At 63.5% G+C, this 16,939-nt stretch carries 15 protein-coding genes; 11 read left to right on the forward strand and 4 right to left on the reverse strand.

Annotated features, from left to right (window positions below):
* Positions 1-119: 119 nt before the first annotated feature.
* Positions 120-1,439 carry an MFS transporter gene (locus I6H87_RS23935; RefSeq protein ID WP_011616960.1) on the reverse strand — a complete coding sequence of 440 codons (1,320 nt, stop codon included), beginning with the start codon at positions 1,437-1,439 and terminating at the stop codon, positions 120-122.
* Between the two features lie 177 nt (positions 1,440-1,616).
* Here I6H87_RS23935 and cyoA point away from each other — a divergent pair, with 177 nt between their 5' ends.
* From cyoA to I6H87_RS23980, 9 genes are all read left to right on the forward strand, one after another.
* A complete protein-coding gene (gene cyoA / locus I6H87_RS23940) occupies positions 1,617-2,666 on the forward strand; it encodes a ubiquinol oxidase subunit II (RefSeq protein WP_011616961.1) in 1,050 nt (349 codons plus the stop codon).
* Between the two features lie 81 nt (positions 2,667-2,747).
* A complete protein-coding gene (gene cyoB, locus I6H87_RS23945; protein WP_011616962.1) occupies positions 2,748-4,751 on the forward strand; it encodes a cytochrome o ubiquinol oxidase subunit I in 2,004 nt (667 codons plus the stop codon).
* Positions 4,744-5,400 carry a cytochrome o ubiquinol oxidase subunit III gene (gene cyoC / locus I6H87_RS23950; RefSeq protein WP_010809753.1) on the forward strand — a complete coding sequence of 219 codons (657 nt, stop codon included), beginning with the start codon at positions 4,744-4,746 and terminating at the stop codon, positions 5,398-5,400. The genes cyoB and cyoC overlap by 8 nt, the downstream gene beginning before the upstream one ends.
* Positions 5,397-5,822 (forward strand): cytochrome o ubiquinol oxidase subunit IV, encoded by a 426-nt coding sequence (gene cyoD / locus I6H87_RS23955; RefSeq protein ID WP_010809754.1) that lies wholly within the window; start codon positions 5,397-5,399, stop codon positions 5,820-5,822. The genes cyoC and cyoD overlap by 4 nt, the downstream gene beginning before the upstream one ends.
* 59 nt (positions 5,823-5,881) lie before the next feature.
* Positions 5,882-6,868: a hypothetical protein gene (locus I6H87_RS23960; RefSeq protein WP_011616963.1), complete on the forward strand. Its 987-nt coding sequence runs from the start codon at positions 5,882-5,884 to the stop codon at positions 6,866-6,868.
* 174 nt (positions 6,869-7,042) lie between these two features.
* On the forward strand, positions 7,043-8,035 hold the full coding sequence (locus tag I6H87_RS23965; RefSeq protein WP_010809756.1) for a Bug family tripartite tricarboxylate transporter substrate binding protein: 993 nt from the start codon (positions 7,043-7,045) through the stop codon (positions 8,033-8,035).
* Between the two features lie 290 nt (positions 8,036-8,325).
* Positions 8,326-9,306, forward strand: coding sequence for a quinone oxidoreductase family protein (locus I6H87_RS23970; protein ID WP_011616964.1), 981 nt, complete (start codon positions 8,326-8,328; stop codon positions 9,304-9,306).
* A gap of 69 nt (positions 9,307-9,375) precedes the next feature.
* Positions 9,376-10,437: a beta-keto acid cleavage family enzyme gene (locus I6H87_RS23975; RefSeq protein WP_011616965.1), complete on the forward strand. Its 1,062-nt coding sequence runs from the start codon at positions 9,376-9,378 to the stop codon at positions 10,435-10,437.
* Positions 10,438-10,696: 259 nt separating this feature from the next.
* Positions 10,697-11,692: a Bug family tripartite tricarboxylate transporter substrate binding protein gene (locus tag I6H87_RS23980; RefSeq protein ID WP_011616966.1), complete on the forward strand. Its 996-nt coding sequence runs from the start codon at positions 10,697-10,699 to the stop codon at positions 11,690-11,692.
* Positions 11,693-11,770: 78 nt separating this feature from the next.
* On the opposite strand, the gene I6H87_RS23985 is transcribed toward I6H87_RS23980, so the two are convergent.
* Complete coding sequence (locus I6H87_RS23985) at positions 11,771-12,682, reverse strand: TauD/TfdA dioxygenase family protein (protein WP_010809760.1); 912 nt, start codon at positions 12,680-12,682, stop codon at positions 11,771-11,773.
* A gap of 128 nt (positions 12,683-12,810) precedes the next feature.
* Here I6H87_RS23985 and I6H87_RS23990 point away from each other — a divergent pair, with 128 nt between their 5' ends.
* Entirely contained in the window at positions 12,811-13,836 is a 1,026-nt protein-coding gene (locus I6H87_RS23990; protein WP_011616967.1) for an AraC family transcriptional regulator, read from the forward strand.
* Positions 13,837-13,913: 77 nt separating this feature from the next.
* Positions 13,914-14,789: a GntR family transcriptional regulator gene (locus tag I6H87_RS23995; protein WP_231881498.1), complete on the forward strand. Its 876-nt coding sequence runs from the start codon at positions 13,914-13,916 to the stop codon at positions 14,787-14,789.
* Between the two features lie 37 nt (positions 14,790-14,826).
* On the opposite strand, the gene I6H87_RS24000 is transcribed toward I6H87_RS23995, so the two are convergent.
* Complete coding sequence (locus I6H87_RS24000; protein ID WP_011616968.1) at positions 14,827-15,159, reverse strand: hypothetical protein; 333 nt, start codon at positions 15,157-15,159, stop codon at positions 14,827-14,829.
* A gap of 114 nt (positions 15,160-15,273) precedes the next feature.
* Positions 15,274-16,818, reverse strand: coding sequence for a methyl-accepting chemotaxis protein (locus I6H87_RS24005; protein WP_011616969.1), 1,545 nt, complete (start codon positions 16,816-16,818; stop codon positions 15,274-15,276).
* Positions 16,819-16,939 lie beyond the last annotated feature (121 nt).

The following is a 16,939-nucleotide window of genomic DNA, read 5'->3' on the forward strand; positions in this document are numbered from 1 at the left end:
AAGGGTCAGGCAGCCGGGCAGGGGCCAGCAAGCAAGGAAGCGCAAGAGGAAATCGGGCGGCGAATCAGCCCGCCCGTCGCAGGGGAATCGTCATGGCCTTGCGCAGGCCATGACCGCAGTCACATGTCAGGCGTCCCGAGCGCCCGGCTGATGCGCAAGGCGGCCAGCGTGCCGATCACGCCAGACAGCAGGTAGAGGCTGACCGCCGCGAGGCCGAACAGCGAAGACAGGCCCAGCGCCACCAGCGGCGCAAAGGCGGCGCCGAACAGCCAGCCGAAGTCCGTGGTCAGCGCGGCTCCGGTGTAGCGGAAGCGGCGTTCGAAGTTCGACGTCACCACGCCCGCAGCCTGTCCGTACGACAGGCCCAGCAAGCCGAAGCCGACCAGGATGAAGATGTCCTGGCCGGTCGCGCCGCCACCGAGCAGCCACGGCGTTGCCAGGCTGAAGATGCCGATCAGCACGGCCATTGCCGACAGCGTGGTGCGCCGGCCGACGCGGTCCGCGATCCAGCCGGAAAGCAGCGTGCCGATGAACGCGATGAAGCCGCCCACGATCTGCACGGCCAGCACGTCGGAGATGCTCTGCGAGCGGTGCAGGATCACCCAGGACAGCGGGAACACCGTGACAAGGTGGAACAGCGCATAGCTGGCCAGCGCAGCAAAGGCCCCCAGGAAGATGTTGAAGCCTTGCGCGTTCACCATCTGCAAGGTGCTGATCGGCTCCAGCTCGTCTTCTTCGAGCAGTTGCGTGTACTCATGGGTCACCACCAGGCGCAGCCGTGCAAACAGTGCCACGACGTTGATGGCGAAGGCCACGTAGAACGGATAGCGCCAGCCCCACTCGATGAATTCAGGCGGGGTCAGGCTGGCATGCAGGAACAGGTACAGCGAACTGGCGACGATAAACCCGGTGGGTGCGCCGAGCTGGCCCACCATCGCATACCAGCCGCGCTTGTCCTCCGGCGTGTTGAGCGCCAGCAGCGACGGCAGCCCGTCCCACGACCCGCCGAACGCAATGCCCTGAAGGAAGCGGAACAGCGCCAGCAGGTAGATCGACGCGGCCCCGATCGAGGCGTACGACGGCAGGAACGCAATCCCCACCGTGGCCGTGCCGAGCAGGAACAGCGACGCCGTCAGCTTGATGCCGCGGCCCCAGCGCCGCTGGATGCGCATGAACAGCGCGGTGCCGAACGGGCGTCCGATAAACGCAAACGAGAAGATCGTGAAACTGAAGAGCAACCCCGCCAGCTCGCTCGCAAACGGGAAGTAGACCGCCGGGAAGACAAGCACGGAGGCGATGCCGTACACGAAGAAGTCAAAGTACTCCGAGGCCCGTCCGATCACCACCCCGGTGGCGATCTCGGCGGGTGCCACCTGGTGGTGGCCGGGCGCCGGAGGTGCAGTCGGCGATGCGCGATGCTGGTGGGTGAGGCTGGCCATCGTCAAGTCTCCTTCTGGCAGGAGTGCGTCGATACTGCACATGGAGCCGACCCCATTCCGATGAAATTGGCTCTTAAGTCTCGCACTGACAAGAATAGCGCCTAAACTGCCATAGAAAAACGAAAGGTGAGTTCGCCGGCAGTTTGCCGATATTCCTCAGACGCCACTTCCGAGACTATGGGCCGCTTCGACTCTGTAGTGCCGCCAAGACGTGTGCAGGGAAGACTACTGCTGCGATGTGCCGCCGCAGTCATGCTGGCGTGCCTGGCCGGTTGTAACGCAGTGCTGCTTGCGCCATCCGGCGACATGGCCCTGCGCCAGCGCGACCTGATCATCATTGCCACCTGCCTGATGTTGCTGATCATCGTTCCGGTGATCATCCTCACGCTGCTGTTTGCGTGGCGCTATCGGGAAAGTGCGACCGATGCGCCCTACAACCCCGACTGGGACCATTCCACTGTGCTCGAGCTGGCGATCTGGGCCGCGCCGCTGCTGATCATCATCGCGCTGGGCGCCGTGACCTGGGTCAGCACCCACCAGCTCGATCCGTACCGGCCGCTGACGCGGATCGACGCAGGCCGGCCGGTCCCGGCAGACGTGAAGCCGCTGACGGTGGAGGTGGTGGCGATGGACTGGAAGTGGCTGTTCCTGTATCCCGAGCAGGGCATCGCCACCGTCAACGAGCTGGCGGCGCCGGTCGACCGGCCCATCGCTTTCCGCATCACCGCCACCTCGGTGATGAACGCATTCTTCGTCCCGTCGCTGGCGGGCATGGTCTACGCCATGCCCGGCATGGAAACCAAGCTGCATGCCGTGATCAACAAGTCCGGCGTGTATGAAGGCTTCTCGGCCAACTACAGCGGCGCGGGCTTCTCCCACATGCGTTTCAAGTTCCATGGGCTGTCCAACCAGGACTTCGAGAGCTGGATCCAGCAGGTCAAGTCGTCGGGCCAGGGCCTGTCCACGGATACGTACCTCAAGCTCGCGCAGCCCAGCGAGCGCGACGCGGTGCAACGCTATGCCAGCGTGGCGCCAGGCCTCTACGACCTGATCCTGAACCGTTGCGTGGGCGGCGGGCGGTGCATGGCAGACACCATGGCGCTTGACCGCAGCCGCGGCAAATTCGACCCGTTCGCCGGCATCTGCACGGCGCGCAACACCGCGGCCACAGCGCCCGTGTTCGCGTCGGAGTCCGCGCGCAATGACGGCCGGGTGCTGCTGCAGTAAGGTGCGGATCCGGATCTTCCCTTGCGGTACTGGCCAGCCCCATCGGCCATGGTTGGTTAATTCAGGCCCCAGGTGACAAACATGCCCGAGCGCTCGGAACTCGCCAATTTGATCTTCGGCCGGCTTTCGTGGGAGGCCCTCCCGCTGCACGATCCCATCCTGCTCGGCACCTTCATCGTGGTGGTGATCGGTGGGGGCGCAATCGTCGCGGCGCTCACCTACTATCGCCTCTGGGGCTACCTGTGGCGGGAATGGTTCACCAGCATCGACCACAAGAAGATCGGCATCATGTATGTGATCCTGGGCATCGTGATGCTGCTGCGGGGTTTTGCCGACGCGATCATGATGCGCATCCAGCAGGCCATCGCGTTCGGCGACAACCTTGGCTACCTGCCGCCGCACCACTACGACCAGATCTTTACCGCGCACGGCGTGATCATGATCTTCTTCGTCGCCATGCCGCTGGTCACGGGGTTGATGAACTTCGTCATGCCGCTGCAGATCGGCGCGCGCGACGTGGCCTTCCCGTTCCTGAACAACTTCAGCTTCTGGATGACCACGGGCGGTGCCATCCTGGTCATGATGTCGCTGTTCGTGGGCGAGTTCGCGCGCACCGGCTGGCTGGCCTATCCGCCCTTGTCCGGCATCATCCACAGCCCTGACGTCGGCGTCGACTATTACATATGGGCGCTGCAGGTGGCCGGGGTAGGGACCTTGCTATCCGGCATCAACCTGCTGGTGACCATCGTCAAGATGCGGGCGCCCGGCATGACGCTGATGCGCATGCCGATCTTCACCTGGACCGCGCTGTGCACCAACGTGCTGATCATTGCCGCGTTCCCGGTGCTGACCGCGGCGCTGGCGCTGCTTGCGCTCGACCGCTACGTCGGCACCAACTTCTTCACCACCGAGCTGGGCGGCAGCGCCATGATGTACGTGAACCTGATCTGGATATGGGGCCATCCGGAGGTGTACATCCTTGTGCTTCCGGTGTTCGGGGTGTTCTCGGAAGTGGTCGCCACGTTCTGCCGCAAGCGCCTGTTCGGGTACGCGTCGATGGTCTACGCCACGGTAGTGATCACCGTGCTGTCGTACCTGGTCTGGTTGCACCATTTCTTCACGATGGGATCGGGCGCCAGCGTCAATTCGTTCTTCGGCATCACCACCATGATCATATCGATCCCGACCGGTGCCAAGATCTTCAACTGGCTGTTCACGATGTACCACGGCAAGATCCGCTTCGAGCCCCCCATGCTCTGGACCATCGGCTTCATGGTCACGTTCGTGATCGGCGGCATGACCGGCGTGCTGCTGGCGGTGCCGCCGGCTGACTTCTCCTTGCACAACAGCCTGTTCCTGATCGCGCATTTCCACAACGTGATCATCGGCGGCGTGCTGTTCGGCCTGATGGCAGGCATTACTTACTGGTTCCCGAAGGCATTCGGCTATCGCCTGGTCTCGTCCTGGGGCAAGGCATCGTTCTGGTTCTGGCTGGTCGGCTTCTACTTTGCGTTCATGCCGCTGTACTGGCTGGGGCTGCATGGCGTGACCCGGCGCATGAGCCATTTCGAGGACGCGACGCACCAGGTCTGGTTCCAGCTGGCTGCGTTCGGCGCCTTGCTGATCGCCATCGGCATTGCCTGCTTCCTGGTCCAGCTGGTGGTCAGCTTCATCCACCGCGAGGAGCTTCGGGACCTGACTGGCGATCCGTGGAACGGCCGCACGCTCGAATGGTCGACTTCATCCCCGCCGCCGCAGTACAACTTTGCCTTTACGCCGGTAGTGCACGACACCGACGCCTGGTGGCACATGAAGCAGAATGGCTACGCGCGGCCGCAGCAGGGCTTTATTCCGATCCATATGCCGAAGAACACCGCGGCCGGCATCGTGCTCGCGGGGTTCTCCACGCTCTGCGGTTTCGCGTTGATCTGGCACATCTGGTGGCTGGCTGCAGCATCGTTCGCGGCGACGATCATCGGCGCGATCATCCATACGTTCAACTACCAGCGCGACTATTACCTCCCGGCCGACCTGGTGGTCCAGACCGAAGCGGCGCGCACACAACGGATGGCTGGCCATGGCTGACACGACCTTTCCCAACCATGTGAGCGGCACCGGCACCGCGGACGCGGCCCCGCCGGGAGGCTACCAGTTCTACCTGCCCGAAGACCATCACCCGCAGAACGGGACGCTGCTGGGGTTCTGGCTTTACCTGATGAGCGACTGCCTGATATTCGCTTGCCTGTTCGCCGCGTATGGCGTGCTGGGCCGGGAGTATGCGGGGGGACCGAGCGGGGCAGAGCTGTTCGAGCTGCCGCTGGTGGCACTGAACACCTCGTTCCTGCTGTTGTCTTCGATTACCTACGGCTTTGCCATGCTGCAGATGCAGCAGAACCGCATCGCCGGAACCCAGATCTGGCTGGCCATCACGGGGGTCTTCGGCGCGGGGTTCCTGGCGGTCGAGCTTTATGAGTTCGCGCACCTGATCAATGAGGGCGCAGGGCCGCAGCGCAGCGCGTTCCTGACCTCGTTCTTCGCACTGGTCGGAACCCACGGGCTGCATGTCACGTGCGGCATCATCTGGCTGGTCGTGCTGATGACCCAGGTGGCGCAGCACGGGCTGATCACGGCCAACAAGCGCAGGCTGATGTGCCTGTCGATGTTCTGGCACTTTCTTGACGTCGTCTGGATCGGCGTCTTTACCTTCGTCTACCTGATGGGAGCGTTGCCATGAGCGCGCACGACGAAACGCTGGACAGCCACGGACACAGCCACGGGCATGACGAGGACGTGGGGCCGCATGCCACGCTGGGCGGCTACCTGACGGGCTTCGTGCTGTCTGTCTTCCTGACCGCGATCCCGTTCTGGCTGGTGATGGGAAAGGTGTTCGACAAGTCGTCCACCACCGCCATCGTTATCCTGCTGATCGGGGCCGTGCAGATCGTGGTGCACATGATCTACTTCCTGCACATGAACGCGCGGTCGGAGGGCGGCTGGAACATGCTGTCGCTGATGTTCACGCTGGTGCTGGTGGTGATCACGCTGACGGGTTCGCTCTGGGTGATGTTCCACCTGAACAGCAACATGATGCCGACCATGCAGCATGAGCGCACCACCGACGCCGGCACTGCGATCGTGCCGCCCAGGACCAAGTAGGAACAGGTCCACGCAGGCGGGAATCGGATCCCGCCTCATTCCCGTTCACGGAGCCTGGCATGCGCGCAACGCGCCTTGTCGCGACCCTGTGCCTGGCGCTGCTTTCCGTGCCGGCTTGCGCGCAGCGGCTGGCCGTGGAGGTCGAGAACTTCAGCACGCCAGGCCCATGCGCGGAAGAAGACAATGTCTCGTTCGCGCTGTCCGCCGCCGCGGTTGGCAGGTTCCGCATCCAGGCATTGCATCCGCCCTACGTCAACGCCATCCGCATTGACAGCTCCGCGCCGGATTTCTCCGGGTGCAACTTCGGCAAGACGCCTCACCCGACTGATCCCCGCCATGTCTTTGTGCCGCGCACGGTCACCCTTTACGACGGCAGGGACATTGCCATTGTCGGGATCACGTTCGCAAGCTTCTGGCGGCCACATCGGGTGCCGGTCACGGTAGCGGGCAGGGCCGATGCCGGTTTTCACCTGATCCAGGTGTTCCGGAAATCCGGGCGGACCCGTACCGAGGTCCTGGTGCTCTATCCCGCCGATGGCTACTGGCGGGCGAAACCGTTGCCGGCCCGCCACCTGGGTGTCAATGCCTATGGCTCTTCGTTCCTGCTGGGGCCGATAGAGCAGGAGGGGCGCCCGGTGGTCAACATCGCTCGGATAGAAATCGAGCCGCAGCCCTTGGCTTTCACGCTGCATTTCACTGGCGGAGGCCAGGCAACGGTCGCGATCACTGAAATCAGCGACATGCGTACTGCGCTCGATGTCCGGTTCCTGCCGGCCTATGACGCCAAGCGCGCGTTCGCGATGCTGCGCTCCATGTATGTTGCCGACGACAACGCAGACGCGAGCGAGGTCACCTGGACGACCGGGCCGGCTGGTGAGGCCATCAGGAAGCCGGTGATGGCAGTTACTTCAATGCAGGCAACCGCGGTGCGATTCGGCCGTACCGTCCGGTCGCGCCACAACACCAGCGCCCCCGATTTTTTGTTCGATGCCTTCGAGGCGCCCGCGACGGAGGGCACGGCGCCAACGGGCAAGAAGCCGGGCTGAATCGATCCCCGGCAACCTCGCGACCCAGCCAAATATATTCATGTCGACAATAAAAATTGCGACTGCTATGATTTGCGCACGATAGCCTGAGCCGGTAGCAATCGCTGGCCGCCCAATGGTGGGGCTGGCAGCACTTTTCAGGCTGGGGAATAGTCGAGAGAACTGGGGACGACAATGTCATCACTGAAGAAGCTGCTCGCCATCACATTGTGCGCAGAGGCAATCATTGCCCTGTGCGCGCCAGGGCCGCTGCAGGCACAGGAAGCCTGGCCCGCACGCCCGATTCAAATGATCGTTCCGTCGTCTCCCGGCTCGGGAACCGACGCGCTGGCGCGGGCCATGGCGCAGCGCCTTTCCGAATCGCTGAAGCAGGCCGTGGTCGTGGAGAACCGGCCGGGCGGCAGCGGGGTGATCGGAACCAATGCCGTTCTCAAGGCGGCGCCGGACGGCTACACGATTCTCTACACAACGGCATCCAACATGGTGGTTGCGCCTGCCGTCATGAAGTCCATATCCCAGGAGGCAAGAAAGGGCCTCATGCCGATCGCGCAGACAGCCGCGGGTGGGGTGTTGCTGCTGGTGAGCCCGGACCTGCCGGTGCACGACTTGCCAGGACTCATCGAGCTGGTGAAGGCGAATCCGGACAAGTACAGCTATGGCAGCTGGGCCACCGGCTCGTCCGCGCACTTGACCATGGAATGGCTGAAGAAGCAGACCGGCATGAAGACCGAGCACGTCGCATATCGGACAACAAGTCAACTGCTCACCGAGCTTTCCTCAGGGGTGCTGAAGATCGGCTGGACCGATCCCAGCGTCGCGGTTCCGTTCCTGCGTTCCGGGAAGGTGCGTGGCATTGCCATCGTCGGCAACGTGCGCTCGCCACAGCTTGCCGACGTCAAGACCATGAGTGAACAGGGCTACAAGTTCAACACGGTGGGATGGTTCGGCATGTTCGCCCCGGCCGGAACCAGTCCGGCGATCGTGAAGCGGCTGTCCGATGAGGCCAACAAGGTGCAGGCATTGCCGGAGATCGCGGCGCTGATGAAGAAACTGAACTTCGAGCCGCCGCCGGTAAAGACCTCCGCGCAGCTGGGCGAGATCGTCCGCAGCGATCTGCAAGTCTGGTCGAAGATCGCTAGCGACGCAGGGATCAGGGTCGACGAATAGGGGCTGGCGCCCCGTCATTGCGGCCTGCCCAGCGGCCCACTGCCCGCCATGATGGCAGCCGGCCGTCAACGATCCAGTGCGCCTGCACCAGCGAATCCTTGTCATAAGAAGGAAAGTTCAAGGCGTGCCAGGTAAAGCGGAACGTTGCCCCCTGCCAGATGATTCGATCGTCGCGAAACACACCCAGACATCAACCCATCCACTGCATCCCCAAACCGGTTTGTCCTTCGGCGAGCTCAACCGCCGATCCGCAGGTGAACGGTCATATTCGATAGAGAACAGGAGACGGCATGGCGAAAATCGTTAAGTTCTATGAAACCGGCGGACCCGACGTCCTTTGTCTTGAGGACGGCAGCGTTGGTGAGCCCGGAGCGGGGGAGGTCCGCGTCCGCCACGTGGCGGCAGGCCTGAACTTCGCCGATACCTACTTCCGCAGCGGCACGTACAAGGTGCCGCTGCCCAGCGGCATCGGCAACGAGGCCGCTGGCGTGATTGAGGCTGTCGGTGCCGGCGTCACCCATCTGGCGGTCGGCGACCGTGTGACCTACACCGGATTTACCAACACGCTGGGCGCCTACAGCACGGAGCGGCTGATCTCTGCCGGTCCGCTGATCAGGCTGCCGCAGGCAATCAGTTGCGAAGTCGCGGCGGCCATGACCATGCGCGGTTTGTCGGCGGCCTACCTGATGCGCCGGATCTACCCCTTCAAGGCGGGCGACTCCATCCTGCTGCATGCCGCGGCAGGTGGTGTTGGCCTGATCGTTGCGCAGTGGGCCAAATTGTTGGGGCTGACGGTGATCGGCACGGTTTCGACCGATGCCAAGGCCGAAGTGGCGCGCGCCCACGGCTGTGACCACACCATCAACTACAGCCATGAGGACGTGGCCAGGCGCGTGCGGGAACTGACCGACGGCGTGGGCGTGAACGTGGTCTTCGACAGCGTGGGCAAGGACACCTTCATGTCCTCGCTGGACTCCCTCAGGCGCCGCGGCCTGCTGGTGTGCGTGGGTTTCGCCTCCGGCCCGGTAACCGGGTTCGATCCGGCAATTCTGGCCCGCAAGGGCTCGGCGTTCCTGACACGCCCGGGCCTGGCCGACTATATCGCCGATCCTGCCGAGAAGGCGGAACTGGTCGGCGAGCTGTTCGGCCACGTGGCGGCTGGCCGCATCCGCATCGGGATCAATCAGCGCTATGCCCTGGAGGATGCCGTGCAGGCACACCGGGACCTGGAGTCGCGGAAGACCACCGGCTCGTCCATTTTCGTGATTTGACGGCACGAAGCAGCTGTCTCATCCATCGACCTTCTCAAGATTCACATCTCAACCCGGAGATCCACCAACATGAACTTCCTTGACGGCCACCTGTATCCCGAGAACCAGCAGCCTCTGATCATCACCGCCGCTCCCTATGCGCCGGGCTGGATCCCGTCAGACTTCCCGGAAGATATCCCGGTCACCATAGCGGACCAGATCCAGAAGGCGGTGGATTGCTATGAAGCCGGTGCGAGAGTGCTGCATCTGCACGTGCGCGAAGAGGACGGCAAGGGCAGCAAGCGCCTGTCCAAGTTCAATGAGCTGATCGCCGGCGTGCGCAAGGCCTGTCCTGAAATGGTCATCCAGGTGGGCGGCTCCATCAGCTTCGCGCCTGAAGAGGGCCAAGGCGCCAAATGGCTTAGCGATGACACGCGGCATATGCTGGCCGAACTCGATCCTAAGCCCGACCAGGTGACGGTGACCGTCAACACCTCGCAGATGAATGTGACGGAGCATGCCGGTGTGGATGATTTCAAAGGACTGTCGCGAGGGTTCGCGCACCTCTACGATACCTACAAGGACATGGTCGTGCCCTCGAATCCCAGCTGGTTCGAGGAGCACGTTCGGCGTCTGACAGCCGCCGGGATTCAGAGTGAGTTTCAGTGCTACAACATCAACAGCTTTGAAACGATTGAGCGGATGATTCGCCGCGGCGTCTACAAGGGCCCGCTGGTGATGAACTGGGTGGCTATCAGCGGCGGCATGGATCAGGCGAACATCTACAACCTGGCAAACATCCTGCGCGCTGTGCCGGACGGAGCCGTGGTAACGGTGGAGAGTTCGGTGTTGAATGTGCTTCCCATCAACATGATCGGCATGGCCTTGGGCCTGCATGTGCGGTGTGGCATCGAGGACGTGCTCTGGAACCAGACCCGCACGGGAAAGATGAGCACCGTCGAGCAGATCAAGCAACTGGTGCGTATCGCCGGCGAATTTGGTCGCCCCATCGCGACGGCGCAGCAGACCCGCGAGATCTTGCAGCTTGGGGTCTTCTACGACACGGTGGAAGAGACGCTTCAGAAGAATGGCTTCGCACCCAATCGTAACGGTGGCCACCAGGGCTTCCTGCGCAAGGCCGAATGCATGTAAAGAGCCCTTGGAGGAACTGACGGCCCGGCATCCCGGACCCAACATGTGATGGCGAAGGCGGGACCCGCGACGGTGTGGGTCCCGCTCTTTCGCCTTGCTGCCGTGGACCCCCCAGACCTCAATTGCCGTGTGGCCGATACCGCGAGCAGGGTTTTCCCTCTGTTTGCGCGAATCGACAACAACTTGGCGTGATCGGTCAAGCCGGTTGACGCGTGGCGATCCGAGAATTGAGAAAAGACGGCAATCAAGAGGTACAGACATGAGGAAGCGAACCAATAACCTATGGTGGCGCGGATACGCCCTGGCGATCGGAGTCGGTGTCGTCGGTGGGGTGCCCGTGGCTCACGCCCAGGAGGATTGGCCAAGCAAGCCGATCCGCCTGGTGGTGGCGGGGCCTGCCGGCGGCAGCGCCGACGCCCTGGCGCGGCTGCTGGCGGAAGGCCTGCAGAAGGCGTGGAGCAAGCCGGTGATCGTGGAAAACAAGCCTGGTGCCGCCGGCGCGCTGGCGATCAGCGATTTGCAGGCCACCGGCAAGGATGGCCATACCCTTCTGGTCATCCAGGGCGGTGTCGTCAGCGAAGCGCCGTTGGCCTACAAGGTCTATTACAAGCCCTTTGCCGACCTGAAGCCCCTGGCCCAGGTCAGCCGCACGGGGTTGGTGCTGGTTGCCAACAAGGATGTGCCGGTCTCTAACCTCAAGCAGTTGGTGGACTACGGCAAATCGCAGAAGGACGGCCTGGTTTTCGCTTCCTACGCTGCGGGATTGAGGGGCCACACCTCGGGCATACTGCTCGGGCAACTCACCCACGTGCCAATGCGGCATGTTGGCTACAAGGGCTCTCCTCCGGCATTGAACGACCTGATGGGCGGCCATGTGCCGCTGATGTTCGATGGGGTGACTACCTCAATGCCGCTGATCAAGGCGGGGAAGATCAGAGCGATTGCCGTGGCCTATCCGACCCGGATTGCCGGATTGGCGGATGTGCCGACGTTCAAGGAGCTCGGTTACCCGCAGCTGGCGCAAGCGGGCTGGTTCGCCGTGTGGTCGCGCCCGGATGTCGCTCCGGCGGTCCAGCAAAAAATCCGCGAGGCGACGCTGGCGTATTTCAAGCAGCCCGCAGTGCAGAACCGCGTCAAGGATATGGGCATGGAGCAGGGGAATGCCGCCACCTCGGAAGAGATGATGGCGGACCTGAAGCAGGCATACCAGCAACAGGCCGCGCTGCTGAAGTCCATCAACTACCAGCCGGAATAATACGGCAGTCACCCGGCCGCGCAACTGGGCTGGGTGGTGACTACCGTTGCGGCATGCCCGACCGGTCGTGTCGATCTTTCAGTAAGGCGCGTCACCGATAATTGCGGTGCGCTCCATCTTCCGGTGGCACGGGGGGTAATCCATCACTGCGTAGTGCTGGGTCGAACGGTTGTCCCAGAACGCAACACTGTTTTTCTTCCAGCGAAAACGCACCTGGTACTCGGGGATGGTGGCCTGGCTGACCAGGTAGCTAAGCAGATTTGCGGCACCCGGCGCCTTGTCGATGCCGAAGCGCACATTGGCCGGCACGTTGTAGTTGGTGAAGTGCGTGGTAAAGCTTCCATTGACGAACAGCACTTTCTCTCCGGTTTCGGGATGGGTGCGCACCACCGGGTGCTCGGCGTCCGGGTACTGGGCCTTCAGCGCAAGACGCTTTTCGATCGGCATGGCGGCACCGAAGCTCGCCTCGATGCCGTGGCGCGCGCGCAATGTGGCGATCTTCGTCTTGATATCCTCGGGCAACTGGTTGTAGGCCTCGACCATGTTGACCCACATGGTGTCGCCGCCCACGGGTGGGCACTCGATACAGCGCAGCACGCAGCCTAGCGGTGGCTTCTCGCGCCAGGTGGCATCGGTATGCCAGGAATTCTCGTTGCGGTCGGGAGGACTGTCCGGGGTTTTGTAGATCTGGACCAGCCCCGGGTAATCGGGATGGCTGCCCACCACCGGATGGTCCTCCAGCTCGCCGAAGCGGCGCGCAAAAGCTACGTGCTGCGCGCGCGTGATGTCCTGGTCGCGGAAGAACAGCACGCGATGTCTGAGGAGCAGGGCGCGGATTTCAGCCATCAGCTGCTCGTCTTCGGCAGCCGCGCCGAGGTTGACGTTGCTGAGCTCAGCACCGATCGTGCAGGTGACTGGCTCGACCTGGATCGAATTGCCCAGAGAGGTTGCGCGGACCACTGCGGGTGCCGCTTTGAGGCGTTGGATCATGAAGGTTGTCTCCGATTTTTCGAACAGGCCGATCGATTCCTGCGAGTCTGGATCCAGCGGGTTTCTCCCGCTTGACACTACATGACCGGGATTTATCATTCCATGTCAATGTTCCACTCTGCTCGCTAATGTCGTCACTTGTCCGCGCTGCGGCCCTCACCAACTACAGCGAGGTCGCCCGAGCCGCCGGACTGGACCCGGTGCGGATGCTCCTTGACGCGGGTTTGAGTCCGGGCGTGCTGCGCGAGCCGGACCTCATGATTCCGGTTGAGCGTGTCGGACGACTGCTGCAGGCGTCGGCAACCATGTCAGGCAACGAGAGTTTCGGACTGTGCATGGCCGAGTCGCGCCTGTTGTCCAATCTTGGGGCCGTAGGATTGCTGATCCGCGACCAGGCGACGCTGCGCGACTCGCTTCGCATGCTGATGCGCTATCAGGCGTTGCTCAACGGTGCGCTGTCGCTGGCGGTAGAGGAGTGCGGCGAACTGGTCATTATTCGCGAGGCGGTCATCGCTGGCAGCGCACATCAGCCCACGCGCCAAAGGGTTGAACTGGCGCTGGGGGTAATGGTGCGGCTGATACGCCAGCTTCTCAAGCCCGACTGGGAGCCGCGGCGCGTATGCTTCGAGCACCCGGCGCCGCGCGACCTTGGTACGCACCAACGGTTTTTTGGCCCTTGCGTCGAGTTCGACTATGACTTCAACTGCATCATCTGCGCGAAGGCCGATCTCGATGCACGCAACCCGTCTGCCGATCCGGCCATGGCGCGCTACGCGCAGCAGCTGATCGACGCGTCTGTCATGTCGCAGCACGCGACCATGCTAGAAGACGTGCGGCGCATTGTCCTGCTGCTGTTGCCCAGCGGACGTTGCAGCATCGAGCAAGTGGCGGACCATCTGGGCGTGGTGTGCCGTACGGTCCAGCGCCGGCTGGCGGAAGAGGGACAAAGCTTCTCGTCGATCGTCAACGACATCCGCACGGAGCTTGCCGCGCGTCATGTCATCGAGAGCGATCGTTCGTTGACCGAGGTGGCGACCCTGCTCGGGTTTTCCGCGCCGAGCGGATTCTCGCGCTGGTATCACGCGCAATTTGGTTGCAGCCCCAAGGAGAGCCGGTCCACGCGCGGCACAGTGCGCCGAAAGACCACTGCTTAGCCTGCACCGACCGTGATGCCACCCTCGGCCATCCGCCCGATACGCCACGTAAGGTAAGATCTTGGGCGCTGCGAGCGGTGCAGCGCCGATCGAGGGCAACACCCGACCGGTTCCCCAATAATCGGAAGGACTTACCCCTCATGGGCAGACTCAAGACTACCAACACGCCAGAACTGCAGTCGCTGCTTGCGCCGCAAACACCGCAGAATCCGGTCACGCTGGCGGTCGAGCAGGCGCTTATGCATGGACGCGACTGGTCGGCATCCGTCGCCGACCAGATTGCGGTGCGGCTGGCGGGACTGATTACGATCGACGTGATCCACGCAGGCCAACGCCTGCTTGAGAAAGACATCAGCGAGGTCCTGGAGGTCAGCCGCGCTCCTGTGCGCGAGGCCTTGCGCATCCTGGAGCGGGAGCGGCTGGTCGAGTTCCGCGCGCGGCGCGGCGCCATTGTCACCGAGCCCAATGCCCAGGACCTGCGGGATATCTACGTGGTGCGGGACGCACTGTTTGCGATTCTGCTCAGGCAGTTGATGGAAGAACGCGCGGACGCGCTTGATGCGTTATTCGAGCAATTCATGCCGCGGCTCGGCAAGGCTGTCGAGGAATCGGTGGACGCCTATATCAGCGTGACCTTCCTGGCGAACATGGCCATGGCAGACCTGTCGAGCAACCGGCTGGTCGGGGAGCTGCTGAATTCCATCTCGCTGCGGGTCCTGCGCTATGTGCGGCTGGGGCTCGCATCCCGTCCCGGGTCGCTGGAGAATTCCTTCAAGACCTGGCGTGCCCTGCAGCGCGCCGTGACCAGGCGGGACATCGATGCGGTCCTGGAGACCGCGCACAAGCGCATCGGAAACTCCCGCGAAGCCGCCATCCGTGCCCTGGCATCCGGCGTCCGGAAAGGCAAGGCCGGCCCTGCCGGCAACGACGCTGTGCCAGCCGGCGCTTTCTGAGTCCGCGCGGGCGGGACTGCCCGCTTAGGCTCTCCGGTCAGGGGACCCGCGCCCGGCTGGCGAATGCATTCCACTCCCGGAAGACCGTGTCCAGGCACGATGCCGAATCGCAGCGGTCCCGCTTCTTGCGGAATGCTGCAATGTCGGCGTCGGTGATTGCCCGCGCCTTGAGCAGGCGCTGCTGGTCGGCATAGATGCGCTGGTAGCCCATGGAAAACAGCGCGGATTCGCAGATCAGGCGCTGCGCCTGCGTAGCGTTGGCGGCGGTGGCGGACGGATCGCAGTCGATGTCGGTGGCATGCGCGGTGCTCAGGAACATGAGGCTTGCGGATGCCAGGGTGTGGAGGGCGATGCGGACAATGCGGGTCATGACGGGTTGGGGGCAGGGCTGACGCTCGACGCAAAGGCGCCGTGTCAGGCGAATAGTAGCGCGCCCCGATAGCGGGCCGACAGGTTCACTGCATGCCGGCCCGCTTCGCCGCGCTTAGCGGAACACGCTGACCGCCTCCACCAGCCGTGTTGCCTGCTGCTTCAGGCTTTCGGCCGCAGCTGCGCTTTGCTCGACCAGCGCGGCGTTCTGCTGGGTGATGTTGTCAAGGTCGCTGACCGCGCCCCCTACCTGGGATATTCCGCTGCTTTGCTCGGTGGTGGCGGCGCTGATCTCGGCGATCAGGTCGGATACGCGTTTGACCTGCGAGACGATGTCGTCCATGGCCTTGCCGGCTTCGTCGACCAGCTTGGCGCCGGACGCGACGTTGTGGACGCTGACATCGATCAGTCCCTTGATTTCCTTGGCGGCATTGGCGCTGCGCTGCGCCAGGCTGCGCACCTCGCCGGCCACCACGGCAAAGCCGCGGCCCTGTTCGCCGGCGCGGGCGGCTTCCACCGCCGCATTGAGCGCCAGGATATTGGTCTGGAAGGCAATGCCATCGATCACGCCGATGATATCGGCGATGCGCCTGGAGCTCTCGGTGATCTCGTTCATGGTGTTGACGACCTCCGACACCGCCTGCCCGCCGCGCTCCGCGGCGACGCTGGCGGAGCCGGACAGCTTGTTGGCTTGCGCCGCGGTCTCCGCGTTGCTCTGCACCGTGGAGGTCATCTGCGCCATCGACGCGGAGGTTTCCTGCACGCTGGACGCCGCCTGTTCGGTGCGCGCGCTCAGGTCGATATTGCCGCGCGCGATTTCATTGCTGGCGGTCTGGACATTGACGACCTGGCCGCTGACGTCGTCGATCAGCCAGCGGAACATCAGGCCGAGCTGGCTGATCGTGCGCAGCGTCATGCCGATCTCGTCGACCCGGTTCATGTGCACGGCCTTCTGGCTTTCGCCGGACGCCACGCGCAGCGCCTGCTGCAGGACCTGTTCCAGCGGGGTGGTGATCTGCCGTTGCAGCCACCAGGATGCCAGCAACGTGGCAAGCGCCATGACCCCTGCAAAGCCTGGTAGTGCCATGCCGGAAAGGCCCATGCCCCAGGCGCCGATGATACTGACGGGGAGCAGGGCGGCCAGCGCCAGCCGCACGCGCCAGCGTACCGGCATGGTCTGGAACAGCGAGGTAAAGGCCATCAGGCCCGTGCGCACGATCAGTCCCTTGTGGAATTTCCGGCTGCCGGCCTGGCCCTCGCGGAAATCGCGATACAGCTTTTCCGCTGCCGCTATCTCCTCGCGTGTTGCCTTGGTGCGCACCGACATGTAGCCGGCGGGCCGGCCGTTGCGCACCACGGGCGTGGCATTGGCGCGGACCCAGTAATGGTCGCCGTTCTTGCGGCGGTTCTTGACCAGCGCGGTCCATGGCTCTCCGCCCTTGAGGGTGGCCCACATGTCGGCAAAGGCTTCGGCGGGCATGTCGGGATGGCGCACCAGGTTGTGCGGCTGCCCCTGGATTTCTTCCCGCGTGAATCCGCTGACCTCGACAAACGCGGCGTTGGCGTAGGTGATGTAGCTCTGCGTGTCGGTGGTCGACATCAGCGTGGCGTTGTCCGGGAAATCAAACTCGCGCTGGGTGACGGGCTGGTTGTCGCGCACGGCATTCCTCCTCATTCTCGATGGGCAGGGGGCGCATGCCTTGTTTGCTTTGCATGGATTCCGGCGCGCCACGGCTGCCGGACCGCGCCCCCTTCTCCCCGCCATGTCGGCCGCAGTTCCC

The organism is Cupriavidus necator (genome assembly GCF_016127575.1).
Lineage (GTDB): Bacteria > Pseudomonadota > Gammaproteobacteria > Burkholderiales > Burkholderiaceae > Cupriavidus > Cupriavidus necator_D.